The sequence below is a fragment of the Isoptericola sp. NPDC056134 genome (assembly GCF_042264825.1).
Classification (GTDB): Bacteria; Actinomycetota; Actinomycetes; order Actinomycetales; family Cellulomonadaceae; genus Isoptericola; species Isoptericola nanjingensis.
This window is the reverse complement of record NZ_JBHJVM010000002.1, coordinates 33,012-58,383: the sequence shown is the minus strand read 5'-3', so window position 1 is coordinate 58,383 and position 25,372 is coordinate 33,012. Positions and strand designations below refer to the sequence as shown.

Below are 25,372 nucleotides of genomic sequence, written 5' to 3'. Positions count from 1 at the left end.
GGGCTAGGGTCGAGGACCATGCCGACCTCTCCCCCGCCTGGCCGCTGGAACGACGTCGCCCGCGCGACCGGGCTGCTCGGGGCGGACGGCGCCGTCGCGCAGACGATCTTCGCGGAGATGACGGCGCTCGCCGCGCGCACCGGCGCGATCAACCTGGGGCAGGGCTTCCCCGACGTCGACGGCCCCGCGTTCATCCGTGACGCCGCCAAGGACGCGATCGACGCCGGCCGCAACCAGTACCCGCCCGGCGACGGCGTGCCGGAGCTGCGGCGCGCGATCGCCGAGCACCAGCGGCGCCGCTACGGGCTCGACGTCGCCCCGGACGGCGAGGTGCTGGTCACGACCGGCGCCACGGAGGCGCTGGCCGCGTCGATCCTCGCGCTCGCGGGGCCGGGCGACGAGGTGATCACGCTCGAGCCGTTCTACGACTCGCACGCCGCGAGCATCGCCCTCGCGGGGGCGACGCACGTGCCCGTGGCGCTCACCGCCGAGGGATTCCGGCTCGACGCCGCGGCCCTGCGCGCCGCGGTCACCCGGCGCACCCGGCTCATCGTGCTGAACACCCCGCACAACCCCACGGGCACGGTGCTCACGCGGGCCGAGCTGGAGCAGGTCGCGGCCGTCGCGCGCGAGGCCGACGCCGTCGTCCTCACCGACGAGGTCTACGAGCACCTCACCTTCGACGACGCCGTGCACGTGCCGGTCGCGACCCTGCCCGGCATGGCGGAGCGGACCCTCACGGTCTCCTCCAGCGGCAAGACGTTCAGCCTCACAGGCTGGAAGGTCGGCTGGCTGCACGGCCCCGCGGAACTCGTCACGGCCGTGCGCACGGTGAAGCAGTTCCTCACCTACACGTCCGGCGCGCCCTTCCAGCCCGCCATCGCCCGGGCGCTCGCCGACGACGACGCACCGCGCGCGCTGGCGGCCTCGCTCGCCTCCCGCCGCGACCTGCTGTGCGAGGGGCTCATCGCCGCCGGTTTCGACGTCGTCGTCCCGCAGGGCACCTACTTCGTCGTCGCGGACGGCACGCACCTGCTGGAGCGGCTCGGCGCCGCCGACGGGCACGAGCTGTGCCGCCGCCTGCCCGAGCTCGCGGGCGTCGTCGGCGTCCCCGTCTCCGCGTTCTGCCGTGCCGGCTCGAGGACGGCCGACGCGCTCGCCTCGCGCGTGCGGTTCACGTTCGTCAAGCGGGAGGACGTGCTGCGCGACGCCGTCGACCGCCTACGCCGCCTCGCCCGCTGACCCCGCCACGCCGGCACCGATCTGTTCGGCACCGCGTCCGTCTGTTCGGCACGAGGCCATGCCGAACAGATGGAGGAGATGCCGAAGTGACGGGCTCTACGCCGCGAGCGCCGGCAGCACCAGGCTCACGGCGACGACGAGCATGATCGCGGCGACGACGCCGTCGACGACGCGCCACGCGCCGGGGCGGGCGAGCACGGGCGCGAGCAGCCGCGCGCCGTAGCCGAGGCCGACGAACCACAGGACGCTGGAGACGATCGCGCCGGCCGTGAACAGCCAGCGTCCGTCGCCGTGCGACGCGGCGAGCGAGCCCTGCAGCACGATCGTGTCGAGGTACACGTGCGGGTTCAGCCAGGTGAGCGCGAGCGCCGTGACCAGCACGGGCCGCGCGCGCCGTCCGGCGTCGGCGACCGCGCCGTCCGACGCGGCCGCCAGCCCCGCCTCGTCCCCGCGCCACGCCCGGCGCGCCGCGAGCGCGCCGTACCCGAGCACGACGGCGGCGCCGGCCCACCGCGCCACCTCGACGACGGCGGGGTGGCTCACGACGAGCGCCCCGAGCCCAGCGGTCCCGGCGAGGTACAGCACGACGTCGGACGCCGCGCACACCGCGACGACGAGGCCCACGTGCTCGCGGCGCACGCCCTGGCGCAGCACGAAGGCGTTCTGCGCGCCGATGGCGACGATGAGGGACAGGCCGAAGCCGAGGCCGGCGAGGAGCGTGAGCACCCCTCGACGCTAGGTCGGCTGCGACATGAAGTCCATCTACGGTTTCTTCATCTGATGAAGCGTTCCTTCATCTACGGTGTCACCATGCGATGGGACTCCCGCCAGCTCGAGGCGCTCGCCGCCGTCGTCACCGAGGGCTCGTTCGAGGCCGCGGCCCACGCGCTGCACGTCACGCCGTCGGCGGTGAGCCAGCGCGTCCGCGCGCTGGAGAGCACCGCGGGCTCCGTGCTGGTGCGCCGCACCCGCCCCGTCGCGCCCACCGAGCCGGGGCGCACGCTGCTGCGCCTGGCGCGCCAGGTCGAGCTGCTCGGCGCGGAGGCGGTCCGCGAGCTCGGACCCCGGGACGCCGACGACGACGGCACCGGCGCCCCGCCCCGCCCGGTCACGGTGCCGATCGCCGTCAATGCCGACTCCCTCGCGACCTGGGTGATGCCGGCGCTGGCGCGCGTCGAGGGCGTCTGCTTCGACCTCCACCGCGACGACCAGGACCGCACCGTGGACCTGCTGCCGGCCGGAGTCGTGATGGCCGCGATCACGTCGCAGCGCGACCCGGTGCAGGGCTGCACCTCGACGTTCCTCGGCGTCACCCGCTACCGCCCGGCCGCCACCCGGGAGGTGATCGACCGCTGGTTCCCGGACGGCCCCACGATCGAGGCGCTGGGCCGCGCCCCGATGCTCGTGTTCAACCGGGCCGACGACCTCCAGGACGCCTGGCTGCGCGAGCGCGCCGCCGCGGCGGGCGCCGCCGTCCCGGACCCGCCGCGCCACCACGTGCCGAGCACCACCGAGTATGTCGACGGCATCCGCCGCGGCCTGGGGTGGGGCATGTGGGGCCCGCTCCCCGGCCCGGGATCCCGGTTCGGCATGCTCGACGGCGGGCCGGGCCACGCCGGCGGACAGGTCGCGCTGCTCGAGGACGACGCCGTCGTCGACGTCCCGGTCTACCTGCAGCAGTGGAAGCTGCGCTCGACGGTCCTCGACCGGGTCGCCGAGGCCCTGCGGCTCGAGGCACGCCGCGCCCTGCCCCAGCGCTGACCTTCCGTCACCGCACGGCGGCGGTCAGGCGCAGACGCCCGGCAGCACGGACGGGCTGGGCGACGGGTCGGGCGAGGCGCCCTCGCCGTCCTTGCCGCCACGGGTGCCGCCGTCCTCGCCGTCGACGGCGTCGGGCGACGCGACCTCGTCGTCGACGGCCGTCGCGCCGTCCGGCGAGGCCGACGCCGTGCCGCTCGGCCTCTCCTTGGCCGGGGCGGTCCCGGGCGGCGCCTCGTCGGCGCGGATCCGCTCCCAGATCGCGTCCGCCTCCGATGTCCACTCGACCCGGCCGGGCTGGCTCACCGAGTCCACGACGGGCACCGAGGTGAACACGATCTGCGACGGGTCGAGGTCGCGGATGCTCCACGCGAGGCCCGCGAGCGCCGTCGGGCTCGCCAGCTCGGGGTCCGTGGAGATGGAGCCGAGGATCTCGCGCACCATCCGGTACAGGCGGGGCGAGTCGGTGATGATGTTCTGCGACAGGATCTCGCGCATCGCGGCGTCGAAGAACGCCTGCTGCCGCTCGATGCGCTTGAGGTCGCTGCCGATCTCCAGGCCCATGCCCTCGCCCTTGCGGGCGCGCAGGAAGTTGATCGCGGTGTACCCGTCGAGCTTCTGCTTCCCCTCCGGCAGGTCGAGGTCCACGCGCTGCCCCTTGACCGGCTCGGGGAGGCACATGGTGACGCCGCCGATGGCGTCGACGACGCCGATCACGCCGGTCATCTGCACGACGACGTGGTCCGAGATGCGCACCCCGGTGAGCTTCTCGACGGTGCGGATGGTGCACGCGGCGGCGCCGGTGACGTCCTTGTCCGGCCCGCCGCCGAGCGCGAAGGAGGAGTTGAACATGGCGTTCGTCTGCGGTGCGGTCTCGCCGCCGCCGGGGAGCTTGCAGGCGGGGATGTCGACGAGGGAGTCGCGCGGGATGGACACGGCCTCGATGCGGCTGCGGTCGCCCGACAGGTGCACCAGCAGCGTCGTGTCCGAGTGGAACTCGTCGCCGGACCCCGCGATCTTGGCGTTGGCCTCGTCCCGGAAGTCGGTGCCCATCACCAGGATGTTGAGGTCCTTGCCCGCGAACGGGTCGGTCGGGTCCTGCTCGGCCGGGACCTCGGGCGGACGGTCGTCGCCGGCGAGGAGGTCGTCGACGTCGGAGACCCCGATCTGGGAGCGCAGGTCGACGAACGACGCGACCGCGGTCGCCGCCACGAAGGCCACCACCGCGGTGACGACGAGGGCGATCGTACGGACGACCCGGTGCGAGGCGAGGCTTGACGCGTGCCGTGGCAGGGTCCGCACAAGCGCGATCCTAGGGCCTGAGCAGCATGTTCGCGCGAGGGGTGCCCCGTGCGACCACGGGATCACCCCCCGCGCGACCGGTCAGCGCCGGGCGGCGACGGCCTCGACCGCGATGCCGGGCTGGTCCGAGAACACGCCGTCGAGCCCGGTGTCGAGGAACGTGTCGAGCTCCGCCGCCAGGTCGCCGTGCGCAGCCGGGTCCGCCGACGAGCGGTGCTCGGCCGGGAGGAACTGGTTCTCGGCGCGGAACGTCCAGGCGTAGGCCTCCAGCCCCGCGCGGTGCGCGTCGCGGACCACGGAGGTCGGGCGGCCGAGCGTGCCGTCGGCCGCGCGCGGGACGACGACGTTCTTCTCCAGGCTCGCGATGTCGGCGTACCGGGCCAGGTCGCGCAGGCCTCGGGGGGTGACGAGGTCGGCGTAGGTGCGCGGGTCACCGGCGGCCACCAGGTCGTACGGCGCTCCGCTCGCGGAGACGTTGAGCGCGAGGCGCACGTCGGTGCGCCGGTCGAGTTCGCGCAGGTTGGTGGTCTCGAAGGACTGCACGACGACGGGCGCGCGCCGCGAGTCGAGGCCGTTCGCGGCGAGCTCCGCGACGAGCGGGTCCGTCAGCGGCAGCCCGATGGACGCGAAGTACGTGGGGTGCTTCGTCTCGGGCGCCACGCCGACGGGCCGGCCGTCGCAGGTCTCGGAGTGGCGGGCGAGATCGAGCACCTCGTCGAGGGTGGGCACCTGGTACAGGCCGTCGTAGGCGGTGTTGTCCGGGCGGAGCTCGGGCAGCCGCTCCGTGGCGCGCAGCGTCCGCAGCTCGGCGAGCGTGAAGTCCTCGGTGAACCAGCCCGTGACGGCCTTCCCGTCGATCGTCTTCGTGGTGCGACGGTCGGCGAGCTCCGGGTGCTCGGCGACGTCGGTCGTGCCGCCGATCTCGTTCTCGTGGCGGGCGACGAGCACGCCGTCCTTGGTCGGCACGACGTCGGGCTCGATGACGTCCGCGCACTGCAGGATCGCCTGCTCGTAGGCGGCGAGCGTGTGCTCGGGCCGGTCCCCGGACGCGCCGCGGTGCCCGACGACGGTGACGCCGTCGTCCCGCGTGCGCTGCTTCTCCAGGTCGACCACGACCATCTCGGTGTCGTCGGGCGTGCCCGGGTTCCGCGCCGCGTTGCCGGGGTAGTTGTTGTCGTTCCCGATGAGGATGCGGCCGTCGCGCAGCCGGAGCACCGTCTCGAACGACTGCACGGGCAGCGCGTACGTCTCGCCCAGCCCGTAGCCCTCCCCCGCGTCGATGCCGTCAGGGTTCTCCACCCGCAGCGCGTCGAGGACGAGCTCCTTGCGGACGAAGCCTTCCCGGTCCGTCTCGCTCAGGTCGATCTCGTAGACCCGCTTCGTGACCGACGCCGGCCCCTCGAAGTCGTCCCGCTCCACGACCCAGAACGAGTCCTTGCCGACGGCGAACGCGTCGCCGAGCACGTTGGCCTCCTGGTCGGTCTGGTAGTCCCAGGTGCGGCCGGTGTACGCGCCGCGGCGGGTGTCGAACTCGTGGACGACGCGGCGTCGCTGGTCGGTGTCGTCGACCAGGGCGCCCTCGAGCACCGGGTACAGGTAGCGCCCGCCCTTGACCCCCGCCATCGCCTCGAAGCCGCGGCTGGCGCGCACGGTGGGCTCCTCGCCGTCGGCGAGGTACGGGTTCTGCGGCGACCGCAGCCCGCCGGGCAGCGGGTAGGGCTTCTCGAGCAGCGTCCCGTCCGCGTCGAAGTGCAGCAGGAACGGACCGAACTCCTCGCCCACCCACAGCGTGCCGTCGTCGGCACGCACCACGGACTCGACGTCGAAGTCGGCGCCGGTGAGCAGCCGCTCGTCCGTGCCCTCGTTGACGATGTCGAAGTCCAGCACGTGGTTCTCGTCGTCGTAGGAGATGTGGTCGAGCACCTCGATCTCGCCCGAGCCGCTGCCCCGGCCACCGCCGGTGTCCCAGTCCGGCTCGACGAGGTAGCTGCGGAGCAGGAAGTCCGCCGAGTTGCCCTGGCTGCCGAAGCCGTTGTCCGGCTGCGCCCAGAACGTGCCGTCGCCGTTGTCGACCATCGCCGAGAAGCCCGGGATCACCTGACCGTCCCACGGCCCCTGCCGGCCGTTGGCGGCGGAGGCCTGGGCGCCGGACGACGGTCCCTCGGCGAGGAAGTCCGCGGACAGCGTCGCGCGCCCCTCGAGCGTCGGGACGAGGTGGGTCGTGACGGCGCCCGGTCGCCCGTGGCCGGGCGTCGGCTGATGCGTGCCGTGGCCGCCGGGGCGCCCGTCCGCGAGGGCGGCGGTGCCGGCCGCGGTGGTGAGCGCGACCGCCGCGGCGGCGCCGGCCGCGACGAGGCGCAGGGCGCGAGCCTGGTTCGGTGAGCGAGTCATGGCCCGATCCCACCGGCGCTCCGCGACGGCTCGACGAACCCTGGATGAACGCCGGGCGACGATCCCGTGGCGCCTGAAGGCCGCGGCGCCGAACCACCCGGTCGACCCCTCCCGAGCGATGCCTAGATCTGCTAGGTTCAGCACCCCTAGCAGATCTAGACATAGGAGCTCGAGGTGCGCTTCGACAAGGACCTGGTGGCGGCGTCCGCCACCCCGCTGGTGCTCGGCATCCTCGCGGAGGGCGAGTCCTACGGGTACGCCATCCTCAAGCGGGTCACGGAGCTCTCCGGCGGCCGCATGCAGTGGACGGACGGGATGCTCTACCCCCTGCTGCACCGCCTCGAGCGCCTGGGCCTGGTCGCCGCGACCTGGGGCACCTCCGAGGCCGGCCGGCGCCGCAAGCACTACGCCCTCACCCCGGCCGGGCACGACGCGCTCGCCGAGCGCCAGGAGCAGTGGTCCGTCGTCGCGGACGTGCTGCACCAGGTCTGGCGGTCCGCCCAGCAGGCGGCCCAGGCCCCGGCCCGCCCCGCGGTCTCGGAGGGCTGGGCCTGATGGCCTCCCGCGAGCGCCTCGAGGCGCAGATCGACCAGTGGCGCTCGTACGTGCAGCGCCACCGCGCCATCGCGCCCGCCGACGTGGACGAGATGGAGGACCACCTGCGCGGCCGGGTCGACGACCTCACCGCGACGGGCCTCGACGACGACGAGGCGTTCCTCGTCGCGGTGCGCCGCATGGGCAACCTCGACGCCGTCTCGCACGAGTTCGCGCGCGAGCACTCCGAGCGGCTGTGGAAGCAGCTCGTCCTCGTCCCGGACGACGATGCCGCGCAGGCGTCCGGCCCGGCGTGGCGCGAGCTCGCCGTCGTCCTCGCGCTCGCCGTCGGCGCGGGGATCGCGGTGAAGGTGGCGCTCGCGGCCTTCGACACGGACTCGGCGCTGCTGCGCAACGTCCCGCTCATGACGGCGCCGTTCCTGGGCGCCTACTTCGTGTGGAAGCGCCGCGTCGCACGGCGCGTGGTCGGCGCCCTGCTGGTCCCGTACGCGCTGCTCGCCGTCGTGCTCAACGTCTACCCGTACGTCGACACGGGGTCGACCGTCGTCCTCGCGGCGATCCACGCCCCCGTCGTGCTGTGGGCGCTGGTCGGCGTGGTCTACGTGGGTGGCCGCTGGCGGGACCAGGACCCGCGGATGGACTTCGCGCGCTTCACCGGCGAGCTCGTCGTCTACGTGACGCTGCTCGCGATCGGCGGCGGGGTGCTGCTGGGCCTCACGGCCGCGACCCTGAGCCTCGTCGGCGTGGACATCGAGCCCGCGATGGAGAGCTGGATCATGCCGTTCGCGGTGCCGGGCGCCGTCGTCGTCGGGGCCTGGCTCGTCGAGGCGAAGCAGGACGTCGTGGAGAACATCGCCCCGGTCCTCACGCGCGTCTTCACGCCGCTGACCACGGTGATGCTGCTGGTGACGCTCGTCGTCCTGCTCGGCGCCGGCGGGCTGGCCGACGTCGAGCGCGAGCTGCTCATCCTCATGGACGCGATCCTCGTGCTGGTGCTCTGCCTGCTGCTGTACTCCGTCTCGGCCCGCGACTCCCTCGCCCGCCCGGGCTGGTTCGACGGCCTCCAGCTGGTGCTCGTCGCGGCCGCGCTCGCCGTGGACGCCGTCGCGCTCACGGCGATGCTCACCCGTATCGCCGAGTTCGGCTTCAGCCCCAACAAGGTGGCCGCGCTCGGGCTCAACCTGCTGCTGCTGGTGCACCTGGCCCGGTCCGGGCTGCTCCTGCTCGGCTTCCTGCGCGAGCGGCAGCCGTTCGGCGCGCTGGTCCGGTGGCAGACCCGCTTCCTGCCCGTCTACGCGGTGTGGGCGGCGCTCGTGGTGGTGGCGTTCGGGCCGGTCTTCGGCTTCGCCTAGGACGCCCCACGGCCCGGCACCACCAGGCCGCGAACCCGATCCTCACCGTCAGGCCAGCTTGACCCAGCCGTCCTTGCGGTAGGCGGGCGTGGCGAACGCGAGCACGGCGATCGCGCCGGCCAGCGCGACGAGCATCACCCAGGACATCGCGACGGCGTCGCCGCCGAGCACGCCCACCAGCGGCGACACGAGGCCGGCGACCCCGGACTGCACGGCGCCGATGACGGCGGCCGCGGTGCCCGCGCGCTCGCCGTGCCGGGACAGCGCGATGGCCGACGCGTTGGCCGGGATCAGCCCCTGGAAGGCGAGCACCAGCCACAGCATCGCGAGGAGGCCGATCAGCCCGCCGGCCCCGGTGAGGGCCACCGCCAGCAGCCCGACCGCGACGACGCCCTGGATCGCGAGCGCGGCCCGCAGCAGCCGGATGGGCGCCACCCGCCGCACCAGGGCGGCGTTCACCTGCGCGGACAGCACCAGGCCCAGGCCGTTGACGGCGAACAGCACGGAGAACTGCCCGTGGCTCAGCCCGTAGCCCTCCTGGAAGATGAACGGCGAGCCGACCACGTAGCTCATCAGCACGGCCTGCCCGAGCCCGGGGATGACGGCGAGCGCCATGAACTGCTTGTCCTTGACCAGCGTGCGGTAGCCGGCGAACACGCTGGTCGCACCGCCGGTCTGGCGTCGTCCGGCGGGGAGCGTCTCCGGCATGAACCGCCACACGACCAGGCCCATCGCCACGCCCGCGAGCGCCAGGAAGCCGAAGACCCAGCGCCAGCCGGCCGCCGCGGCGACGGCGGAGCCGAAGGTCGGCGCCAGCATGGGCGCGACGCCGATGACGAGCATCAGCCGGGACAGGATGCGCGCGGCCTCCGCGCCGACGAACCGGTCGCGCACGACCGCCATCGCCGCGACGCCGCACGCGGCGTTGAAGAAGCCTTGCAGGAGGCGCAGCCCGACGAGGACGGTCATGTTCGGCGCGAACGCGCACAGGATCGACGTCACGACGTGCAGCGCGAGGCCCCACATGAGGGGCGCCCGGCGCCCGAAGCGGTCGGACAGCGGGCCGATCGTGAGCTGGCCCAGGGCGCCGCCGATGAGCATCACGGAGACGGACAGCTGCGCGAACGACGCGGAGGAGCCCAGGTCGGCCGCTACCTCGGGCAGCGACGGCAGGTACATGTCGACGGTGAACGCCGGCAGCGCCGCGAGCGCCCCGAGCATGATGACCCAACGGTACGGAGAGCGGGCGCGCGGAAGTCTCGCGGAGTCGTCGGGCATGGCCACCATCGTATCGAATCGTTACGACCAGCCCCAGGGAGAATCCCCCGGCCGGCCGCCCGGGTGTCGGTGGGATGCGTCACGATGGACCCATGTGCGGCCGCTACGCGTCCTTCCGTGACGCCCAGGACATCGCCGACGACCTCGCCGTCGCCGAGATCGCGGAGGACGCGCGCCTCCTGCCCCCGTCGTGGAACGTCGCCCCCACCGACCCCGTGCGCATCGTCGTCGAGCGCCCGCAGCGGCTCGAGGGCGGGCAGACCGGGGAGATCACCCGCTCGCTCCGGCTGGCGCGCTGGGGGCTCGTGCCGTCGTGGGCGAAGGACCCGTCGATCGGCGCGCGCATGATCAACGCGCGCACCGAGACCCTCCTCGACAAGTCCGCGTTCGCGAAGCCCCTCGGCGTCCGGCGCTGCCTGCTGCCGGCCGACGGGTACTACGAGTGGCGCAAGCTCGAGCTCCCGCCCGGCGCCCCCGCGCGGGGCGGGTCGAAGGGCGGGTCGAAGGGCGGGTCGAAGGGCAAGGTGCCGAAGCAGCCGTACTGGATCCACCCGGACGACGGCGGCGTCGCGGCGCTCGCCGGCCTGTACGAGTTCTGGCGGGACCGGACCAAGGCCGACGACGACCCCGACCGCTGGCTCGTCTCCGCGACGGTGATCACCACGGCGGCGTCGCAGGACCTGGAGCGCATCCACGACCGGATGCCCGTGGTGCTGCCGCGGGCGTCGTGGGACGCCTGGCTCGACCCCGCGGTCGGGGCCGAGCAGGCGATGGGCATCGTCACCGGCCCGCAGGTCGGGATGGCGACGCGGCCGGTGGGCGACGCCGTCGGGTCGGTGCAGAACAACCGGCCGTCGCTCATCGACGTCGACCCCGACCCGCGGGACCCGGACGTGGTCGCCGCGGGGCGCGGCTGAGCCGCGGTCAGGCGCCGCCGGTCACGGCGACCTCCTGGCCGGTGATGCCCGTGTTGGCGGCCGACCCGAGGTAGACGATCGCGGTCGCCACCTCGCGTGCGTCCAGCAGGCGGCCGAGCGGGGCGCGCGCCGCCGCGGACTCGCCGAACGCCTCGACGATCCCCCCGTTGCGCACCGTCCTGGTGAGGCCAGGCAGCACCACGTTCGACAGGATGTCACCCTCGCGCCCGAGCGCGAACGCGACCGACCGGCTGAACCCGTGCAGCGCCGACTTGGCGGTGGCGTAGTACGCCGTGCCCTCGTCGCCGTCGCGCACCAGGCTGGACGACAGGTGCACCAGCCGCCCCCACCGCTGCGCGCGCATCGACGGGGCGACCGCGCGGGTCAGCCGCACCGCCCCCTCGACGTTCGCGCGCACGGTCTCGAGCCAGGCGCCGTCGGGCACGTGCTCGAAGCCACGCGGGCCGTCCGCCCCCGGCGGGCTCCAGGTCACCGCGTTGTTGACCAGCACGTCGACGCGGCCGGTCCACGCGAGGACGGCGTCGCGCAGGCCCTCGGCCGCGCCCTCCTCGGTCTGGTCGTAGCGGACGACGAGCGCACGCCCGCCGATCTCCTCCGCGACGCGCGTGGCGTCGTCCTTCGACTCGCGGTACGTGAGGACGACGTCGGCGCCCTCGGCGCCGAACTGGGCGGCGACGTGCCGCCCGATCCCCCCGGACGCCCCCGTGACGACGACGGTGCGCCCCTGCAGTCCCAGGTTCATGCTGTGCTCCTCGTGACGGCTGTGCGCCGGCCACCGGGTCGGTGCCGACGCGTCCACCGTCGCCCGGCGGCCGCGCCGGCGGGAGGCCGCCGCGAGCCTGGCCGCGCCAGGGCCACCCTCCGCCGCCGCCGCGTGCCTAGGCTGGCCGCATGACCGACGCCGACCGGACCGCCGACCGGATCGACCGTGACCTCGGCGCGTTGCTCCGCGCGTACCGCGAGGACGTGCGCCCCCGGGACGTGGGCATGCCCGAGGTCGGGCGCCGCCGCACCCCCGGCCTGCGTCGCGCGGAGCTCGCGGTGCTCGCGGGCGTGAGCGTCGAGTACCTCACCCGCCTGGAGCAGGGGCGCGACCGGCACCCGTCGCCCGCCGTGGTGGGCGCGCTCGCCGACGCGCTCCGGCTCGGGCACGACGAGCGGCGCGTGCTGCTGCTCGCCTCCAAGGACGCTCAGGGGGCCGGCGTCTGCCTGGCGACCGCGCCGGGCGACGACATCCCGGCGGGCACCCGCGCCGTGCTGGACCGTCTCGCCCCTGCCCCCGCCGCCCTGCTCGACCGCTTCGGCACGGTGCTCGCCTGCACCCCCGCCTACCGGGCGCTCCTCGCGCCCGCCGGCCTGTTCGACCACGGGGAGCCGCGGCTGGCACCCGTCGTCCTCACCGACCCGCGGGCCCGCGACCTGTTCCCCGACTGGGACGCCGTCGCGGACCGCGTGGTCGCCGACCTGCAGCGCGAGTCGGTGCCGTCCGACCCGGTCCTCGGCGAGCTGGTGGACGCCCTCACGGTGCTGGCGGGGGCCGCGTTCACCGAGCGGTGGGCGCGCCCGGTCGCCGACCGGGGACGGGACGCCGTGCTGCGGCTGGCCCACCCGCAGGCCGGCGCCCTGCGCGTGGAGCCGCAGGTGCTGGTGCCCGGCGGGGGCGAGCACCTGCGGATCGAGCTGCTGCTCCCGGCCGACGAGGCGACCGAGCGGGCGCTGGACGACCTGGCCGCCGGCGACCGCACGCTGCGCGTGGTGCGCTCGGACGCCTCCTGAGGTGGCGCGGTGAGCGCGCGGAGGGTCAGCCCCCGGTGTAGGCGCGCTGCAGCCGCACCGGCGTGATCTCGCCGATGCCCTGCACCTCCTGCGGCGGCTGCGCCGTCAGGGCGTAGCGGGACGATGACGCGAGCAGGGACGCCGTGTGCGGGTCCACCAGCACGGTGGCCGGCTCGGCGAGCTCGGTGATGCGGGAGGCGAGGTTGACGTCGGAGCCGAACACGTCGCCGAACCGCGACAGCACCCGCCCCCACACGAACGCGACGCGCACGGGGATCTCGGGGTCGGTCGCGTGCGGCGCGGCCAGGCCGAGTGCCACCTCGGCGCCCGTCGTGACGTCGTCGGCCACGAACAGCACGGCGTCGCCGATGGTCTTGACGACGCGGCCGCCGGCCTCGGTGATGACGTCGCGGGCCCGGGACTCGAAGAGCTGCACGAACTCCGACAGCTCCTGCGACCCGAGGCCCGCGGTGCGCTTGGTGAACGAGACGATGTCGGCGAACCCGACGGCGCGCGGCAGCGGCAGCTCGTCGTCGTGCGCCTCCTGGGTGCCGCGACGCGCGCCGCCGAACTCGGTGGCGAGCCGCCCCGTGAGCGCGGCGAGCTGGCGCCGCCAGGCGTGCTCGAGCTGGCGGGAGAGCTGCGAGGTGAGGTCCGGCATGCGGTCGATGGCGGCGAGCCGCGCGCTCACGTCGTCCAGGCCGTCGCGGCGGCTGAGGTGCTCGACGAACGCCTCCACCTGCCACAGGGCGAGCCGGTCCGTGGTGTGCCCGAGGGAGCGGATGAGCGTCATCTGGGCCTGCTCGTCGAGCCGCTCGGCGTCCACGAGCTCGCCGATCTCGCGCAGCGCCTGCATGTCCGCGTCGGTGAACCCCACCTCGGCGGGGTGGGTGACGGGCAGCCCCAGCCAGCGCCAGTAGTTCTCGATGAACTCCTGCGACAGGCCGGTGCCCTCCACGAGGTCGGACAGCGTGTACCGGCGCGGGCCGCCGAGGATCGCCTCGTCCAGGCGGGCCGCGGTGTCCCCCGCCCGCCGGGCGTCGTCGTCCGTCGGCAGACCGGGTCCCGTCGTGGTGTCGCTCGTCACGCCCCCACTGTAGTCAGCGCGGGCTGTGTCCCGGCTGGGAGCCCCGGGCCGGCGCCCGATGAGTTCGCGCCCCGCCGGCGGTCGATGAGCACGTCCCGACCACGACGCCTGCGCGAGAGGACCGCGACGATGCCCCACGACCACACGACCAGGCCGGCACGGCGCTTTCGCTTCGGGGTCGTCGCCCCCGTCGGCGCCGACCTCCCCGCGTGGCGGGACCAGGTGCGCCGGATCGCCGACCACGGGTACTCGACCCTCCTGATGCCCGACGTCCAGCAGTGGCAGCCGGCACCCGGCCCCACCCTGGCGGTCGCGGCGACGCTCGCCGACGTCCGCGTGGGCACCTGGGTGTACGCCTCGCCGCTGCGCACGGCCCGCGCCGTGGCCTGGGAGGCGCACTCCCTGTCGGTGCTCACCGAGGGCCGCTTCGAGATGGGCCTCGGCGCCGGGAGGCCCGGCATCGAGGACGAGCTGCGGGAGCTGGGCATGCCGGTCCTACCGGCCGGGCGACGACTGGCGCGCATGGGCGAGGCGGTCGCGCTGCTCCGCCGGCTCGACGGCGCGGCGCGGCGCACGCCGGTCGTGATGGCGGTGCGAGGCCCGAAGGCCCGCGCCCTCGCCGCCGACCTCGCGGACACGGCGGCGGTCGCGATCATGCCGGACGACCCGCGGGCCGTCACGATGGAGATCGCGGCGGACCTCCGGTCACGCGCCGACCTCGAGCTGGCGTTCCACGCGGCCGTGGTCGGCGATGCCGTCTCCCCGTTCATGGCGCCGCCCGACACCGACACCGGCGCGCTGCGCGCGGCGGACTCGCTGCTGCAGCTGCCCGCCGACCCCGGGGCGGCCGCCGAGGAGATCCTGCGGCGACGCGAGGAGGGCGGCTTCTCCTACGTCGTCGTCGGTGCGAACGCCACCGACCGGCTCGCTCCCGTGGTCGCCGAGCTCGCCGGCCGCTGACGCGACCACGGTCATGCCGTGCGCAGGTGGTGCACGTCCCCGGCCGTCACCGTCCGCTCCCCGCCCGCCGTCGCCAGCACCAGCGCGCCGTCGGCGGCGACGCGCACCGCCTCGCCCTCCACCACGTCGCGGCCGCCGGCGAGCTCGGCGCGCACCGCCGTGCCGAGCGTGGCCGACGCCGCCGCGTACCGTGCCGCGAGCCCGGCCGCGTCGGCGTCCCCGCGGGCGGCCTCCAGGTCCGCCACGACGCCGACCAGCTCGCGCACGAGCGTGCCGAGCAGCGCGCCGCGGTCGGCCCGCGCCCCCTCGAGCGCCAGCGACGTCGCGGTCGGCACGGGCAGCTCCGCCGCGGACTGGTCCACGTTCAGCCCGACGCCGACGACGACGGCGGCGGGCCCCTGACCGTCGAGGGCCGGCACCACCTCGGCCAGCACGCCCGCCACCTTGCGGAACGGCCCCAGCCCTGCCGCGTCGTCGGCGGCCGGCAGCAGCACGTCGTTGGGCCACTTCACCGCGGCCCCGGGCACCCCGGCGGCGTCGACCGCGCGCGCGACGGCGAGGCCGGCGAGCAGCGGCAGCCAGCCCAGCCGGGCGGGCTCGAGCCGCGGGCGCAGCAGCACCGAGACGGTGAGCGCGGCGCGCGGCGGCGTCTGCCACCCGCGCCCCGCACGCCCCCGCCCCGCCGTCTGGTGCTCGGCGACGAGCGCCGCGGGCGCGGGCCACTCCCCCGGCGCCCGGCGGACGGCGTCGGCCAGGTCGGCGTTCGTGGAACCGGACGCCTCGACGACGTCGAGGCGGGCGAGGGGGCCTGCGGGCGCGAGCAGGTCGCGGCGCAAGGAGGGGAGATCGAGGGGGTCTCGGCGGGGGTCGTCGCGGGGGTCGTGGCTCACGTCCCCGATCGTCCCGCATCTCACCGCCACCGACCCTTTGTGGGGTCCCTCCAAAGAATCCGGGCGGGCCGCAGCCTGTCGCGCATCGATGCGTGGCAACCCACCAACTAGGGTCGGTCGGGTGAACGACGCCACCTCCTCGACCGACATCGAGCCGCCCGCCGCCTCCGGCACCGCCGCCAAGCTCGCCGACCTGGAGCGCCGGCGGGCCGAGGCCGTGACCGACGCCGAGGAGAAGGCGAAGGCGCGGCAGCACCCGCGCGGCAAGAAGACTGCCCGCGAGCGCATCGAGGCGCTGCTGGACGAGGGCAGCTTCGTCGAGCTCGACGCGCTGGCCATGCACCGCAGCCGCAACTTCGGCCTCGACAAGCGGCGCGTCGCGGGCGACGGCGTCGTGACCGGCCACGGCACGGTCGACGGGCGCCAGGTGTGCGTGTTCAGCCAGGACTTCACGGTCTTCGGCGGCTCGCTCGGCGAGGTGCACGGCGAGAAGATCGCCAAGGTGCAGGACCTCGCGCTGCGCACCGGCGTGCCGATCATCGGCATCTCCGACGGTGGCGGGGCGCGCATCCAGGAGGGCGTCGCGGCGCTGACGCAGTTCGCCGAGATGTTCCGGCGCAACGTCGCGGCCTCCGGCGTGATCCCGCAGATCTCGCTCATCCTCGGTCCCAGCGCGGGCGGCGCCGTCTACTCCCCCGCCCTGACCGACTTCATCGTCATGGCGGACGGCACGTCCAACATGTTCATCACCGGCCCGGACGTGATCCGCACGGTGACGGGCGAGGACGTCGACTTCGAGACCCTCGGCGGCGGCCGCACGCACAACGCGACGTCCGGCGTGGCGCACTACCTGGGTGCGGACGAGGACGACGCGATCGACTACGTGCGCCACCTCGTGGGCTACCTGCCGCAGAACAACCTGGGCGACGCGCCGTCGTTCCCGCCCGAGGACGAGACGCCGCTGGAGGTCACCGAGGACGACGAGGCGCTCGACGTCATCGTCCCCGACAGCGACAACCAGCCCTACGACATGCGCGCCGTCGTCGAGACGGTCCTCGACCCCGAGTCGTTCCTCGAGGTGCAGCCGCTGTTCGCGCAGAACGTGCTGATCGGGTTCGGCCACGTCGAGGGCCAGTCGGTGGGCATCATCGCCAACCAGCCGCTGTCCATGGCGGGCACCCTCGACATCGACGCCGCCGAGAAGGCGGCCCGGTTCGTGCGCACCTGCGACGCGTTCAACCTGCCCGTGCTGACCTTCGTCGACGTCCCCGGCTTCCTGCCCGGCGTCGGCCAGGAGCACCAGGGCATCATCCGGCGCGGCGCCAAGCTCATCTACGCGTACGCCGAGGCGACCGTCCCGCTGGTCACCGTCATCACGCGCAAGGCCTACGGCGGCGCGTACATCGTCATGGGCTCCAAGCAGCTCGGGGCGGACGTCAACCTCGCCTGGCCGACGGCGCAGGTCGCGGTGATGGGCGCGTCCGGCGCGGTGAACATCCTGCAGCGCTCGGCGCTCAAGGAGGTCGCGGAGTCCGGCGGCGACGTCGAGGCGGAGCGGCAGCGCCTCACGGACGAGTACACGGAGGCGATCGTCAACCCGTGGGACGCCGCCGAGCGCGGCTACGTGGACGCCGTCATCCGCCCGTCCGAGACGCGCGTGCAGGTGGTCCGCGCGCTGCGGGCGCTGCGTACCAAGCGCGCGAGCCTGCCGCCCAAGAAGCACGGCAACATCCCCCTGTGACACCGTCGGTGGTTGAGCGCCGTCGAAACCGGGAAGAATGAGCAGATGAGCCACGAGGACGCCACGCACGGACCCGCGCCGCTGGGGTCGGTCGACCCCGAGCCGATGCACCGCGCCGTCGACGCGCTGGCGGCCGCCCTGCACGAGTACGTGCAGACCGCGGTCGGCGTGCGCGCCGAGTTCGGCGCCTCCGAGGCGGACGAGGACCCGCGCGTGCTCGCGCTGGAGAGCCGGGTGGGCCAGCTCAACGCCGCCGTCTTCGACGCGCTGCACGACGGGCTGGGCATGCACCCCGACCTGACGAGCTCCGTGTGGGAGGGCGGCGAGGAGGAGGACGAGCACACCCACGACGCCCCGGAGGGCGCCGTGCCGGCGGAGGTGTTCTACCTCGGCTTCGTCGTGGCCGACCCGACGCCCGGCTCGCCCGGCACCCTGGACGGCGTCGTCGAGCTGCTCGACGAGGCCGGCGGGGACGTCGCGCAGCGCCTGTTCGACGGCGGCTACGAGGTCGCGGAGTGGGCGACGTCGCGCGGCGCGGCGGTGGAGTTCGGCGACGACGACCTCGACGACGAGCTGGACGACCAGCTGGACGACGAGGACGGCGACGACCCGCTCGGGGGTGCGCGATGAGCAACGAGGTGCGCGTGGTGCGCGGTCGTCCCGACGACGTCGAGGTCGCCGCGCTGGTGGCCGGGCTCGCGGCGGTCGCGTCGGCGAGCGGGCTGCCCGACGACGAGGCCCCCGTCGAGGAGTGGACCAACCGCGCCCGCACGGTGCGCGGCAACGGCGCGGGCGTGACCGCGAAGAGCTTCGGCGGTCGCTGGGGCCGCCACAACGCCGACGCGTGGCGCTGGAGCCTGCACTCGTGAGCGTCGTCTGGCAGCAGGTCGAGGGCCCCGACGAGGTCGACGCGCCGCTGGAGGAGCTGCCCGCTCCCCCGCGCCCGGGTTGGCTGCGACGGTGGCTGTGGGCGCCCGCCCTCGTGGTGACCGCCGGCCTCTACGTGCTGCGGCGCACGATCGAGGACCCGTCCGGCGAGCTCGAGCTGTGGCTGTTCATGGGCATGCTCGCCGGCCTCATGGTCACCGCCGTCGCCGCCCTGGTCCGCTACCGGGACGACCAGCGCCAGGCCACCGAGGGGCGCGACGCCGCGGCGTTCGGCGCGGACAGGCGGTCGGCCACGGGGTCGGTCTCCGTGAACGAGCGCCGCACGAGCTCCGGCCTCCTGCTCAGCGGCGTGGTGTCCTACCCGACGGACGACGGCACGGCCGACCGCCCCTACTCGTCCCTGGTGCGGCCGGACGACGAGGAGCGGCTGCCTCCCCCGCGCGACGGCGACCCGGTCGCCGTCTGGTGGGCACCGGGCACCGAGACCGTCGTGGTGCGGTACCACCGCGACTGGGCCGACGCCGTCCGCCGCCGCACCCGCAAGCGCTGACGCGTCAGCGCGACGCGCGCCCCGCCGCGAACAGGCGGCACGCGTGCGCGGCCGTGTGCTCCAGCTCGACCACGGCGTCGCGGGAGAGCTCGGCGAGCGTGCGCGGCCCCGGCGCGAGGGAGAAGGCCGCCGCGATCCCGGCCTCCGCGACCTGGGCGGGCGTGAGCTCCACGCCGCCCGCCACGACGACGACCGCCGCGCGGCCCGCCACGAGCCGCACCACGGTGTCCACGACCTTGCCGTGCAGGGACTGCTCGTCGAGGCGGCCCTCCCCGGTGAGCACGAGGTCGGCGCCCTCGAGCGCCTCCGCGAGCCCCACCGCCTCGGCGACGAGCTCGCCGCCGGGCACCAGTTCCGCCCCGAGCGCGGCCGACAGGCCCACCGGCAGCCCGCCGGAGGCACCGGCGCCCGGCAGGTCGCGCGCGTCGTGACCGGTCGCGGCGGCGAGGGCGTCGGCGAGGTGCGCGAGCCCGTCGTCGAGCACCGCGACGTCCTCCGGAGTCGCGCCCTTCTGCGGCCCGAAGACCGCGGCCGCGCCGCGCGCCCCGAGCAGCGGGTTGTCGACGTCGCACGCGATGCGCCACCGCAGCGCGCCGGCGCGGGCGTCGAGGCCGGACAGGTCGACGGCGGCCAGGGCGCTCAGCCCGCCACCCCCCGGAGGGACGGGGGCGCCGTCCGCGTCGTGGAACCGGGCGCCGAGGTCGGACAGGAGCCCCGCCCCTCCGTCGGTCGAGGCCGACCCGCCGACGAACAGGACGACCTCCTCGACGTCCGGGGCGGCGTCGAGCGCGGCGAGCACCACGGTGCCGACGCCGTGGCTGGTCGCGTCGAGCGGCCGCAGCGCGACGTCCGAGACCTTCGGCAGGCCGTAGGCCTCCGCCGCCTCGACCGCGAGGGTGCGGCCGTCGGGCGAGACGCCGTAGCGCGCCGTGGTCGGGCGCCCGAGGGCGTCGGTCGTGACGCAGGTGCGGGGCTCCTCGCCCCACGCCCCGAGGATCGCGTCCAGGGTGCCCTCGCCGCCGTCGGCGAACGGCACGGCGCGCACCTCGGCGTCGCCGCCCAGGGCGGCGCGGGCCCCGGCCGCGAGCGCCGCGGCCACCTGCGTCGCCGTGGCGCTGCCCTTGAACGAGTCGGGGGCGACCACGACGCGGAGGGGCGCGTGGGCGGCGGGGGGATTCACGTCCTCGTTCTTCACGACACTGTGCACGGGCACAGACCGTACCCGGAGGGCCGGAATGACGGCGCGCCGTCTCGGGGCGGGTCGATAGGGTGCGTGCTGTGACCTCGAGCACCCCCACCCCGCCCCGCACCCCTTCCGCGGTCGACGCCGTCGCCGACGCGTACGTCGCCCGGTCCGCCGAGCTCGACCCGCTGCTCGCCACGGCGATCGGGCTGCCGGGTCACGACCACCGCATGACCGACCTGTCCCCCGCCGGGCACGAGGCGCGGGCCGAGTCGGACCGCGCCGTCCTGCGCGAGCTGGACGCGGCCGAGCGCGACGGCGGCCCGCTGGACGCCGTCGACCGGGTCACCCTGGCCGCGATGCGCGAGCGGGTGGGCCTGGCGCTCGAGCTGCACGACGCCGGCGAGCCGCTGGCCAGCCTCAACAACATCGAGTCGCCGGTGCAGCAGCTGCGCGACGTCTTCGACCTCATGCCCACCGGCTCGGTCGAGGCCTGGGAGGACGTCGCCGCGCGCCTCAACGCGGTACCCGACGCGATCGACGGCTACGTCGCGTCCCTCACGGAGGCGGCGCGGCGCGGCCAGGTCGCCGCGATCCGCCAGGTGCGCGAAGGCGTCTCCCAGTCGCGCGAGCTCGCCGGCCTCGACGGGCACGAGTCGTTCTTCGACGGCCTCGTTCGCAGCGACGACGTCGCCGCCGTCCTGGACGAGTCGAGCGCGTGCAGCCTCGTGCGCGCCGAGCTGGAGCGCGGCGCGACCGCGGCCCGCGACGCCTACGCGCGCCTCGCCGAGTTCCTCGAGCGCGACCTCGCGCCGCAGGCGCCGGAGCGCGACGCCGTGGGCCGCGACCGCTACGCGCGCTTCTCGCGCGAGTTCCTCGGCGCCGAGGTCGACCTGGACGAGACGTACGAGTGGGGTCTGGACGAGCTGGCCCGGATCGTGGCCGAGCAGGAGTCCGTGGCCCGCCAGATCGCCGGTGCCGGCGCGAGCGTCGAGGACGCCGTCGCCGCGCTGGACGCCGACCCGGCCCGCACGCTGCACGGCACCGACGCGCTGCGCCGCTGGATGCAGGAGACCGCGGACGCCGCCATCGAGGACCTCGCAGGCACGCACTTCGACATCGAGGGGCCCGTGCGCACCATCGAGTGCCGCATCGCCCCCACCCAGACCGGCGGCATCTACTACACGCCCCCGAGCGACGACTTCTCCCGTCCCGGGCGCATGTGGTGGTCGGTGCCCGCCGACGTCACCGAGTTCAACACCTGGCGCGAGAAGACGACCGTCTACCACGAGGGCGTGCCCGGCCACCACCTGCAGTGCGCGGCCGCCGTCGTCGCGCGCGACACGCTGAACTCGTGGCGCCGCCTGATGTGCTGGGTCTCCGGGCACGGCGAGGGCTGGGCCCTGTACGCCGAGCGGCTCATGGCCGACCTCGGCCACCTCGACGACCCGGGCGACCGCTTCGGCATGCTCGACGCGCAGCGGATGCGCGCGGCGCGCGTGGTGCTCGACATCGGCGTGCACCTCGGCAAGCCAGCCCCCGAGCAGTGGGGCGGCGGGGTGTGGGACGCCGAGAAGGCGTGGCCGTTCCTCAAGGCGAACGTCAACATGCCCGAGTCGTTCGTGCGGTTCGAGCTCAACCGGTACCTCGGGTGGCCCGGCCAGGCGCCGTCGTACAAGGTGGGCCAGCGGCTGTGGGAGCAGGCGCGCGACGACGCCCGGACGGCGGCGCGGGCGCGCGGCGAGGAGTTCGACCTGCGGGCGTTCCACGCCAGGGCGCTCGGCCTCGGCTCGGTCGGCCTGGACGTGCTGACCGGCGCCCTGCGCGACGCCCGCTGACGCGGCGCGCTCCCCCCGCCCCGCATGGAAGGCATCCTCACCGGCTTCGCGATCATCGGCGTGGTCATCGCCGTCGGGTACGTCGCGGCGCGCCTGCGCCTCGGCGGGCCCGACGCCCGGACCGCGCTGAACCGCATCGGGTTCTTCGTCGCCAGCCCCGCGCTGCTGTTCACGGTCATCGCGGACGCCGACGTCGGCGAGCTCTTCCAGGCGCCGCTGCTGGTGCAGGCGATCGCCGCGGTGGCGGTCGCGGCGGTGTTCGTCGTCGTCAACCTGCTCTGGCTGCGCCGCCCCGCCACGGAGGCGACGATCGGCGCGGTCTCGGCCGGCTATGTGAACGCCAACAACATCGGCCTGCCCGTGGCCGTGTACGTGCTGGGCGACCCCGCCGCCGTCGTGCCGGTGATCCTGCTGCAGCTGCTGATCCTCGCCCCGGTGACGCTGCTGGTGCTCGACGCCCAGACGTCGGGGCGGGTGTCGGTGGGGTTCGTGCTGGCCCAGCCGGTGCGGAACCCGATCATCCTCGGCTCGCTCGCGGGCGCGGTCGTCTCGCTCACCGGCTGGAGCGTCCCGGCCCCGATGCTCGCACCTCTGGAGATCCTCGGCGGCGCGGCCGTGCCGATGATCCTCCTCGCCTTCGGGATGTCGCTCCACGGGTCGCGTCCCTTCCAGCAGCCCGGCGGGCGCACGGCCGTCGTGGTGGCGTCGGTGCTCAAGGCGGTCGTCATGCCGGCGGTCGCCTTCGTCCTCGCGCGGTACGCGTTCGGGCTGGACCCCGCGCAGGTGGCGACGGCGGTGACGCTCGCCGCGCTCCCCGTGGCCCAGAACGTGTACAACTACGCGGCGCGGTTCCGTACCGGCGAGCTGCTCGCGCGCGACACCATCCTGGTCACGACCGTCGCGTCGCCCGTCGTCCTGCTGGTGTCGTCGCTGCTGCTGCACACCGGCTGACTGGTTAGGGTGCGCACGTGCCTGCCTCCACCGCGCCCGTGCGCCTCGTCCTCGCCTCGCAGTCCCCCGCCCGCCTGGCCACCCTGGCGGCAGCCGGCGTCACGCCGCGGGTCGTCGTCTCGTCCGTCGACGAGCCGGCCGTGCTCGACGCCGCGCGCGCCGGGTTCGGCGGCGACCTCGACCCCGCCGACGCCGTCCTCGTCCTGGCCCAGGCCAAGGCGGAGGAGGTCAGCGCCCGCCTCGAGGACGGCGGCGAGGACGAGGCGTCCGCCCTCGTGCTCGGCTGCGACTCGATGCTCGAGCTGGACGGGGAGATCCTCGGCAAGCCCGCGGACGCCGAGGACGCCCGCCGCCGCTGGCGTGCGATGCGCGGCCGCGCGGCCGTCCTGCACACGGGCCACTGGCTGGTGGACGCCCGCGACCCCGAGGACGGCGGCACGGGCGGCACGCTCGGCGCGTCGTCGTCCACCACCGTGCACTTCGCCGACGTCGACGACGAGGAGATCGACGCCTACGTCGCGACGGGCGAGCCCCTGCACGTGGCCGGCGCGTTCACGATCGACGGCCTCGGAGGCCCGTACGTGGACCGGATCGAGGGCGACCACCACGGCGTCGTCGGGCTGAGCCTGCCGCTGCTGCGAGAGCTGCTGGGCGAGCTGGAGATCCCCTGGCGCTCGCTCCGCGACCCCCGCTGAGCGGCTCAGACCCACTGCCGAAACCACCAACTCCGGGCGCCTCCGGCACTACCTACCGCCCGGGTCCATGTGGGATCCCTCCAAACGGCCCGGATCGTCGTTGGTACCCGGCACAGACTTCTCCGCAGGCGTCGCGCGGGTGCCGGAGGACGGCGGCGCACGCGTTACCGTGAGCCGTGCCCACCATCAGCAAGGTCCTCGTCGCGAACCGCGGCGAGATCGCCGTCCGCATCGCCCGTGCCTGCACCGACGCCGGGATCGCCTCCGTCGCCGTCTACGCCGACTCCGACCGGGACGCGCTGCACGTCCGGCTCGCCGACGAGGCGTTCGCGCTGCAGGGCCAGCGCGCCGCCGACACCTACCTCGACGTCGAGAAGCTGCTCGACGTCGCGCGCCGCTCCGGCGCGGACGCGGTGCACCCCGGCTACGGGTTCCTGTCGGAGAACGCCCAGTTCGCCCAGGCCGTGCTCGACGCCGGGCTGGTGTGGATCGGGCCGCCGCCCGCCGCCATCGAGTCCCTCGGCGACAAGGTGAGCGCGCGGCACATCGCGCAGGCCGCGGGCGCGCCGCTGGTGCCCGGCACGTCCGACCCGGTCCAGGGCGCGGACGAGGTGCACGCCTTCGCGGCCGAGCACGGGCTGCCGATCGCCATCAAGGCGGCGTTCGGCGGCGGCGGCCGCGGCCTCAAGGTCGCCCGCACGGACGACGAGATCGACGAGCTGTACGAGTCCGCGGTGCGCGAGGCGGTCGCCGCGTTCGGCCGCGGCGAGTGCTTCGTGGAGCGGTACCTCGACCGGCCGCGGCACGTCGAGACGCAGTGCCTGGCCGACGCGCACGGCAACGTCGTGGTGGTCTCCACCCGCGACTGCTCGCTGCAGCGCCGGCACCAGAAGCTCGTCGAGGAGGCGCCCGCGCCCTTCCTCACGCCGGAGCAGGAGGCCGAGCTCGACCGGGCGTCGCGGGCCATCCTCGCCGAGGCCGGGTACGTGGGCGCCGGCACGTGCGAGTTCCTCGTCGGGACGGACGGCACCCTGTCGTTCCTCGAGGTCAACACCCGCCTGCAGGTGGAGCACCCGGTCACCGAGGAGGTCACCGGCCTCGACCTGGTGCGCGAGCAGCTGCGCATCGCGGCGGGCGAGCCGCTGGGGTACGACTCCACCACGGTCCGCGGTCACTCGTTCGAGTTCCGCATCAACGGCGAGGACCCGGCCGCGGGCTTCCTGCCCTCCCCCGGCACCGTCTCCACGCTGCGCTGGCCGTCCGGCCCGGGCGTGCGCGTCGACACCGGCGTCGTCGAGGGGGACACGATCTCGGGCGCCTTCGACTCGATGATCGCCAAGCTCATCGTCACGGGCGCCACCCGCGAGCAGGCGGCCCAGCGTGCCCGCCGTGCGCTGCGCGAGCTCGAGGTCGCGGGCATCCCCACCGTCGTGCCGTTCCACCGCGCGGTGATGGAGGCCGAGGACTTCGTCCCCACCGACGACTCCCCCTTCCGCGTGCACACCCGCTGGATCGAGACCGACTTCGCGGACGAGCTGGGCAGGCTCGCGCCGGCCGCCCCGGCCCCGGTGCCCGACGCCGAGGAGCCGGCCGAGGAGCTCGCCGAGCGCGTCGTCGTCGAGGTCGGTGGCCGCCGTCTCGAGGTCGTGCTGCCCGCCGGGCTCGGCGTGGCCGCCGGGCGCGCCCGCCGCGCGAACGCCGCCCGCCGCCCCGCCCGCCGCGGCAACGGGCGCACGTCCTCCGCCGCGAGCGGCGCGACCCTCGCCTCGCCCATGCAGGGCACCATCGTGAAGGTCGCGGTCGAGGACGGGGCCCAGGTGGCCGAGGGCGACCTCGTCGTCGTGCTCGAGGCGATGAAGATGGAGCAGCCGCTGCTCGCGCACAAGGCGGGCACCGTGCGGTCCCTGTCCGCGACCCCCGGCGACGGCGTCACCGCCGGCGCCGCCATCTGCGAGATCGTCGACTGACCCGAGGGAGTAGTCCGTCGCGGGCTCTCG

At 75.0% G+C, this 25,372-nt stretch carries 23 protein-coding genes; 15 read left to right on the top strand and 8 right to left on the bottom strand.

Annotation, left to right across the window (positions count from 1 at the left end):
* Nucleotides 1-18 precede the first annotated feature (18 nt).
* Entirely contained in the window at nucleotides 19-1,242 is a 1,224-nt protein-coding gene (locus tag ACFCZN_RS02570) for a pyridoxal phosphate-dependent aminotransferase (RefSeq protein WP_429762463.1), read from the top strand.
* 96 nt (nucleotides 1,243-1,338) lie between these two features.
* Here ACFCZN_RS02570 and ACFCZN_RS02565 read toward each other — a convergent pair whose 3' ends face one another.
* Entirely contained in the window at nucleotides 1,339-1,968 is a 630-nt protein-coding gene (locus tag ACFCZN_RS02565; protein ID WP_429762464.1) for a LysE/ArgO family amino acid transporter, read from the bottom strand.
* 84 nt (nucleotides 1,969-2,052) lie between these two features.
* On the opposite strand from ACFCZN_RS02565, the gene ACFCZN_RS02560 reads away from it, so the two are divergent.
* Nucleotides 2,053-3,003, top strand: a complete 951-nt coding sequence (locus ACFCZN_RS02560; RefSeq protein WP_430555716.1) for a LysR family transcriptional regulator ArgP — start codon at nucleotides 2,053-2,055, stop codon at nucleotides 3,001-3,003.
* Between the two features lie 24 nt (nucleotides 3,004-3,027).
* Here the strand turns inward: ACFCZN_RS02560 and ACFCZN_RS02555 are convergent, their stop codons facing one another.
* Both ACFCZN_RS02555 and ACFCZN_RS02550 read right to left on the bottom strand, forming a co-directional pair.
* The gene (locus ACFCZN_RS02555; protein ID WP_429762466.1) at nucleotides 3,028-4,302 is read right to left on the bottom strand and encodes an LCP family protein; all 1,275 of its coding nucleotides are present in this window, start codon (nucleotides 4,300-4,302) and stop codon (nucleotides 3,028-3,030) included.
* Nucleotides 4,303-4,383: 81 nt separating this feature from the next.
* A complete protein-coding gene (locus ACFCZN_RS02550; RefSeq protein WP_430555715.1) occupies nucleotides 4,384-6,693 on the bottom strand; it encodes an esterase-like activity of phytase family protein in 2,310 nt (769 codons plus the stop codon).
* A 174-nt stretch (nucleotides 6,694-6,867) separates the two neighbouring features.
* Between ACFCZN_RS02550 and ACFCZN_RS02545 the strand changes: the two genes are divergently transcribed.
* Together ACFCZN_RS02545 and ACFCZN_RS02540 are read left to right on the top strand one after the other, a co-directional pair.
* Nucleotides 6,868-7,248, top strand: coding sequence for a PadR family transcriptional regulator (locus ACFCZN_RS02545; RefSeq protein WP_430555714.1), 381 nt, complete (start codon nucleotides 6,868-6,870; stop codon nucleotides 7,246-7,248).
* Entirely contained in the window at nucleotides 7,248-8,600 is a 1,353-nt protein-coding gene (locus ACFCZN_RS02540; protein ID WP_430555713.1) for a permease prefix domain 1-containing protein, read from the top strand. The genes ACFCZN_RS02545 and ACFCZN_RS02540 overlap by 1 nt, the downstream gene beginning before the upstream one ends.
* Before the next feature lie 48 nt (nucleotides 8,601-8,648).
* Here ACFCZN_RS02540 and ACFCZN_RS02535 read toward each other — a convergent pair whose 3' ends face one another.
* Nucleotides 8,649-9,878, bottom strand: coding sequence for a multidrug effflux MFS transporter (locus tag ACFCZN_RS02535; protein ID WP_430555712.1), 1,230 nt, complete (start codon nucleotides 9,876-9,878; stop codon nucleotides 8,649-8,651).
* Between the two features lie 92 nt (nucleotides 9,879-9,970).
* Here ACFCZN_RS02535 and ACFCZN_RS02530 point away from each other — a divergent pair, with 92 nt between their 5' ends.
* Nucleotides 9,971-10,795 (top strand): SOS response-associated peptidase, encoded by an 825-nt coding sequence (locus ACFCZN_RS02530; protein ID WP_430555711.1) that lies wholly within the window; start codon nucleotides 9,971-9,973, stop codon nucleotides 10,793-10,795.
* Nucleotides 10,796-10,802: 7 nt separating this feature from the next.
* Here the strand turns inward: ACFCZN_RS02530 and ACFCZN_RS02525 are convergent, their stop codons facing one another.
* The gene (locus ACFCZN_RS02525) at nucleotides 10,803-11,558 is read right to left on the bottom strand and encodes an SDR family NAD(P)-dependent oxidoreductase (protein WP_430555710.1); all 756 of its coding nucleotides are present in this window, start codon (nucleotides 11,556-11,558) and stop codon (nucleotides 10,803-10,805) included.
* Between the two features lie 149 nt (nucleotides 11,559-11,707).
* On the opposite strand from ACFCZN_RS02525, the gene ACFCZN_RS02520 reads away from it, so the two are divergent.
* A complete protein-coding gene (locus tag ACFCZN_RS02520; protein ID WP_429762473.1) occupies nucleotides 11,708-12,592 on the top strand; it encodes a helix-turn-helix transcriptional regulator in 885 nt (294 codons plus the stop codon).
* A 25-nt stretch (nucleotides 12,593-12,617) separates the two neighbouring features.
* Here ACFCZN_RS02520 and ACFCZN_RS02515 read toward each other — a convergent pair whose 3' ends face one another.
* On the bottom strand, nucleotides 12,618-13,679 hold the full coding sequence (locus ACFCZN_RS02515; protein WP_429762474.1) for an adenylate/guanylate cyclase domain-containing protein: 1,062 nt from the start codon (nucleotides 13,677-13,679) through the stop codon (nucleotides 12,618-12,620).
* 129 nt (nucleotides 13,680-13,808) lie between these two features.
* Between ACFCZN_RS02515 and ACFCZN_RS02510 the strand changes: the two genes are divergently transcribed.
* Nucleotides 13,809-14,639, top strand: coding sequence for an LLM class flavin-dependent oxidoreductase (locus ACFCZN_RS02510; RefSeq protein WP_430555709.1), 831 nt, complete (start codon nucleotides 13,809-13,811; stop codon nucleotides 14,637-14,639).
* An 11-nt stretch (nucleotides 14,640-14,650) separates the two neighbouring features.
* Here the strand turns inward: ACFCZN_RS02510 and ACFCZN_RS02505 are convergent, their stop codons facing one another.
* Nucleotides 14,651-15,529 carry a biotin--[acetyl-CoA-carboxylase] ligase gene (locus ACFCZN_RS02505; protein ID WP_430555708.1) on the bottom strand — a complete coding sequence of 293 codons (879 nt, stop codon included), beginning with the start codon at nucleotides 15,527-15,529 and terminating at the stop codon, nucleotides 14,651-14,653.
* Between the two features lie 88 nt (nucleotides 15,530-15,617).
* On the opposite strand from ACFCZN_RS02505, the gene ACFCZN_RS02500 reads away from it, so the two are divergent.
* Genes ACFCZN_RS02500 through ACFCZN_RS02485 form a run of 4 tightly spaced genes read left to right on the top strand, consistent with a single transcriptional unit; the run spans nucleotide 15,618 to nucleotide 18,708 of the window.
* On the top strand, nucleotides 15,618-17,270 hold the full coding sequence (locus ACFCZN_RS02500; RefSeq protein WP_430555707.1) for an acyl-CoA carboxylase subunit beta: 1,653 nt from the start codon (nucleotides 15,618-15,620) through the stop codon (nucleotides 17,268-17,270).
* Between the two features lie 45 nt (nucleotides 17,271-17,315).
* A complete protein-coding gene (locus ACFCZN_RS02495) occupies nucleotides 17,316-17,900 on the top strand; it encodes a hypothetical protein (RefSeq protein WP_429762478.1) in 585 nt (194 codons plus the stop codon).
* Nucleotides 17,897-18,139, top strand: a complete 243-nt coding sequence (locus ACFCZN_RS02490; RefSeq protein WP_429762479.1) for an acyl-CoA carboxylase epsilon subunit — start codon at nucleotides 17,897-17,899, stop codon at nucleotides 18,137-18,139. The genes ACFCZN_RS02495 and ACFCZN_RS02490 overlap by 4 nt, the downstream gene beginning before the upstream one ends.
* On the top strand, nucleotides 18,136-18,708 hold the full coding sequence (locus tag ACFCZN_RS02485) for a hypothetical protein (protein WP_429762480.1): 573 nt from the start codon (nucleotides 18,136-18,138) through the stop codon (nucleotides 18,706-18,708). Before ACFCZN_RS02490 ends, ACFCZN_RS02485 begins: the two co-directional genes overlap by 4 nt.
* 4 nt (nucleotides 18,709-18,712) lie before the next feature.
* Here ACFCZN_RS02485 and ACFCZN_RS02480 read toward each other — a convergent pair whose 3' ends face one another.
* Nucleotides 18,713-19,915 carry a glycerate kinase gene (locus ACFCZN_RS02480; protein WP_430555706.1) on the bottom strand — a complete coding sequence of 401 codons (1,203 nt, stop codon included), beginning with the start codon at nucleotides 19,913-19,915 and terminating at the stop codon, nucleotides 18,713-18,715.
* Between the two features lie 71 nt (nucleotides 19,916-19,986).
* On the opposite strand from ACFCZN_RS02480, the gene ACFCZN_RS02475 reads away from it, so the two are divergent.
* The 4 genes from ACFCZN_RS02475 to ACFCZN_RS02460 all read left to right on the top strand — a co-directional run bounded on the left by ACFCZN_RS02475 (nucleotide 19,987) and on the right by ACFCZN_RS02460 (nucleotide 25,342).
* A complete protein-coding gene (locus ACFCZN_RS02475; protein WP_430555705.1) occupies nucleotides 19,987-21,729 on the top strand; it encodes a DUF885 domain-containing protein in 1,743 nt (580 codons plus the stop codon).
* Between the two features lie 24 nt (nucleotides 21,730-21,753).
* Nucleotides 21,754-22,680, top strand: coding sequence for an AEC family transporter (locus tag ACFCZN_RS02470; RefSeq protein ID WP_430555704.1), 927 nt, complete (start codon nucleotides 21,754-21,756; stop codon nucleotides 22,678-22,680).
* A 17-nt stretch (nucleotides 22,681-22,697) separates the two neighbouring features.
* Complete coding sequence (locus ACFCZN_RS02465) at nucleotides 22,698-23,375, top strand: Maf family protein (protein WP_430546833.1); 678 nt, start codon at nucleotides 22,698-22,700, stop codon at nucleotides 23,373-23,375.
* Nucleotides 23,376-23,551: 176 nt separating this feature from the next.
* Nucleotides 23,552-25,342 carry an acetyl/propionyl/methylcrotonyl-CoA carboxylase subunit alpha gene (locus tag ACFCZN_RS02460; RefSeq protein WP_429762485.1) on the top strand — a complete coding sequence of 597 codons (1,791 nt, stop codon included), beginning with the start codon at nucleotides 23,552-23,554 and terminating at the stop codon, nucleotides 25,340-25,342.
* Nucleotides 25,343-25,372: the final 30 nt, after the last annotated feature.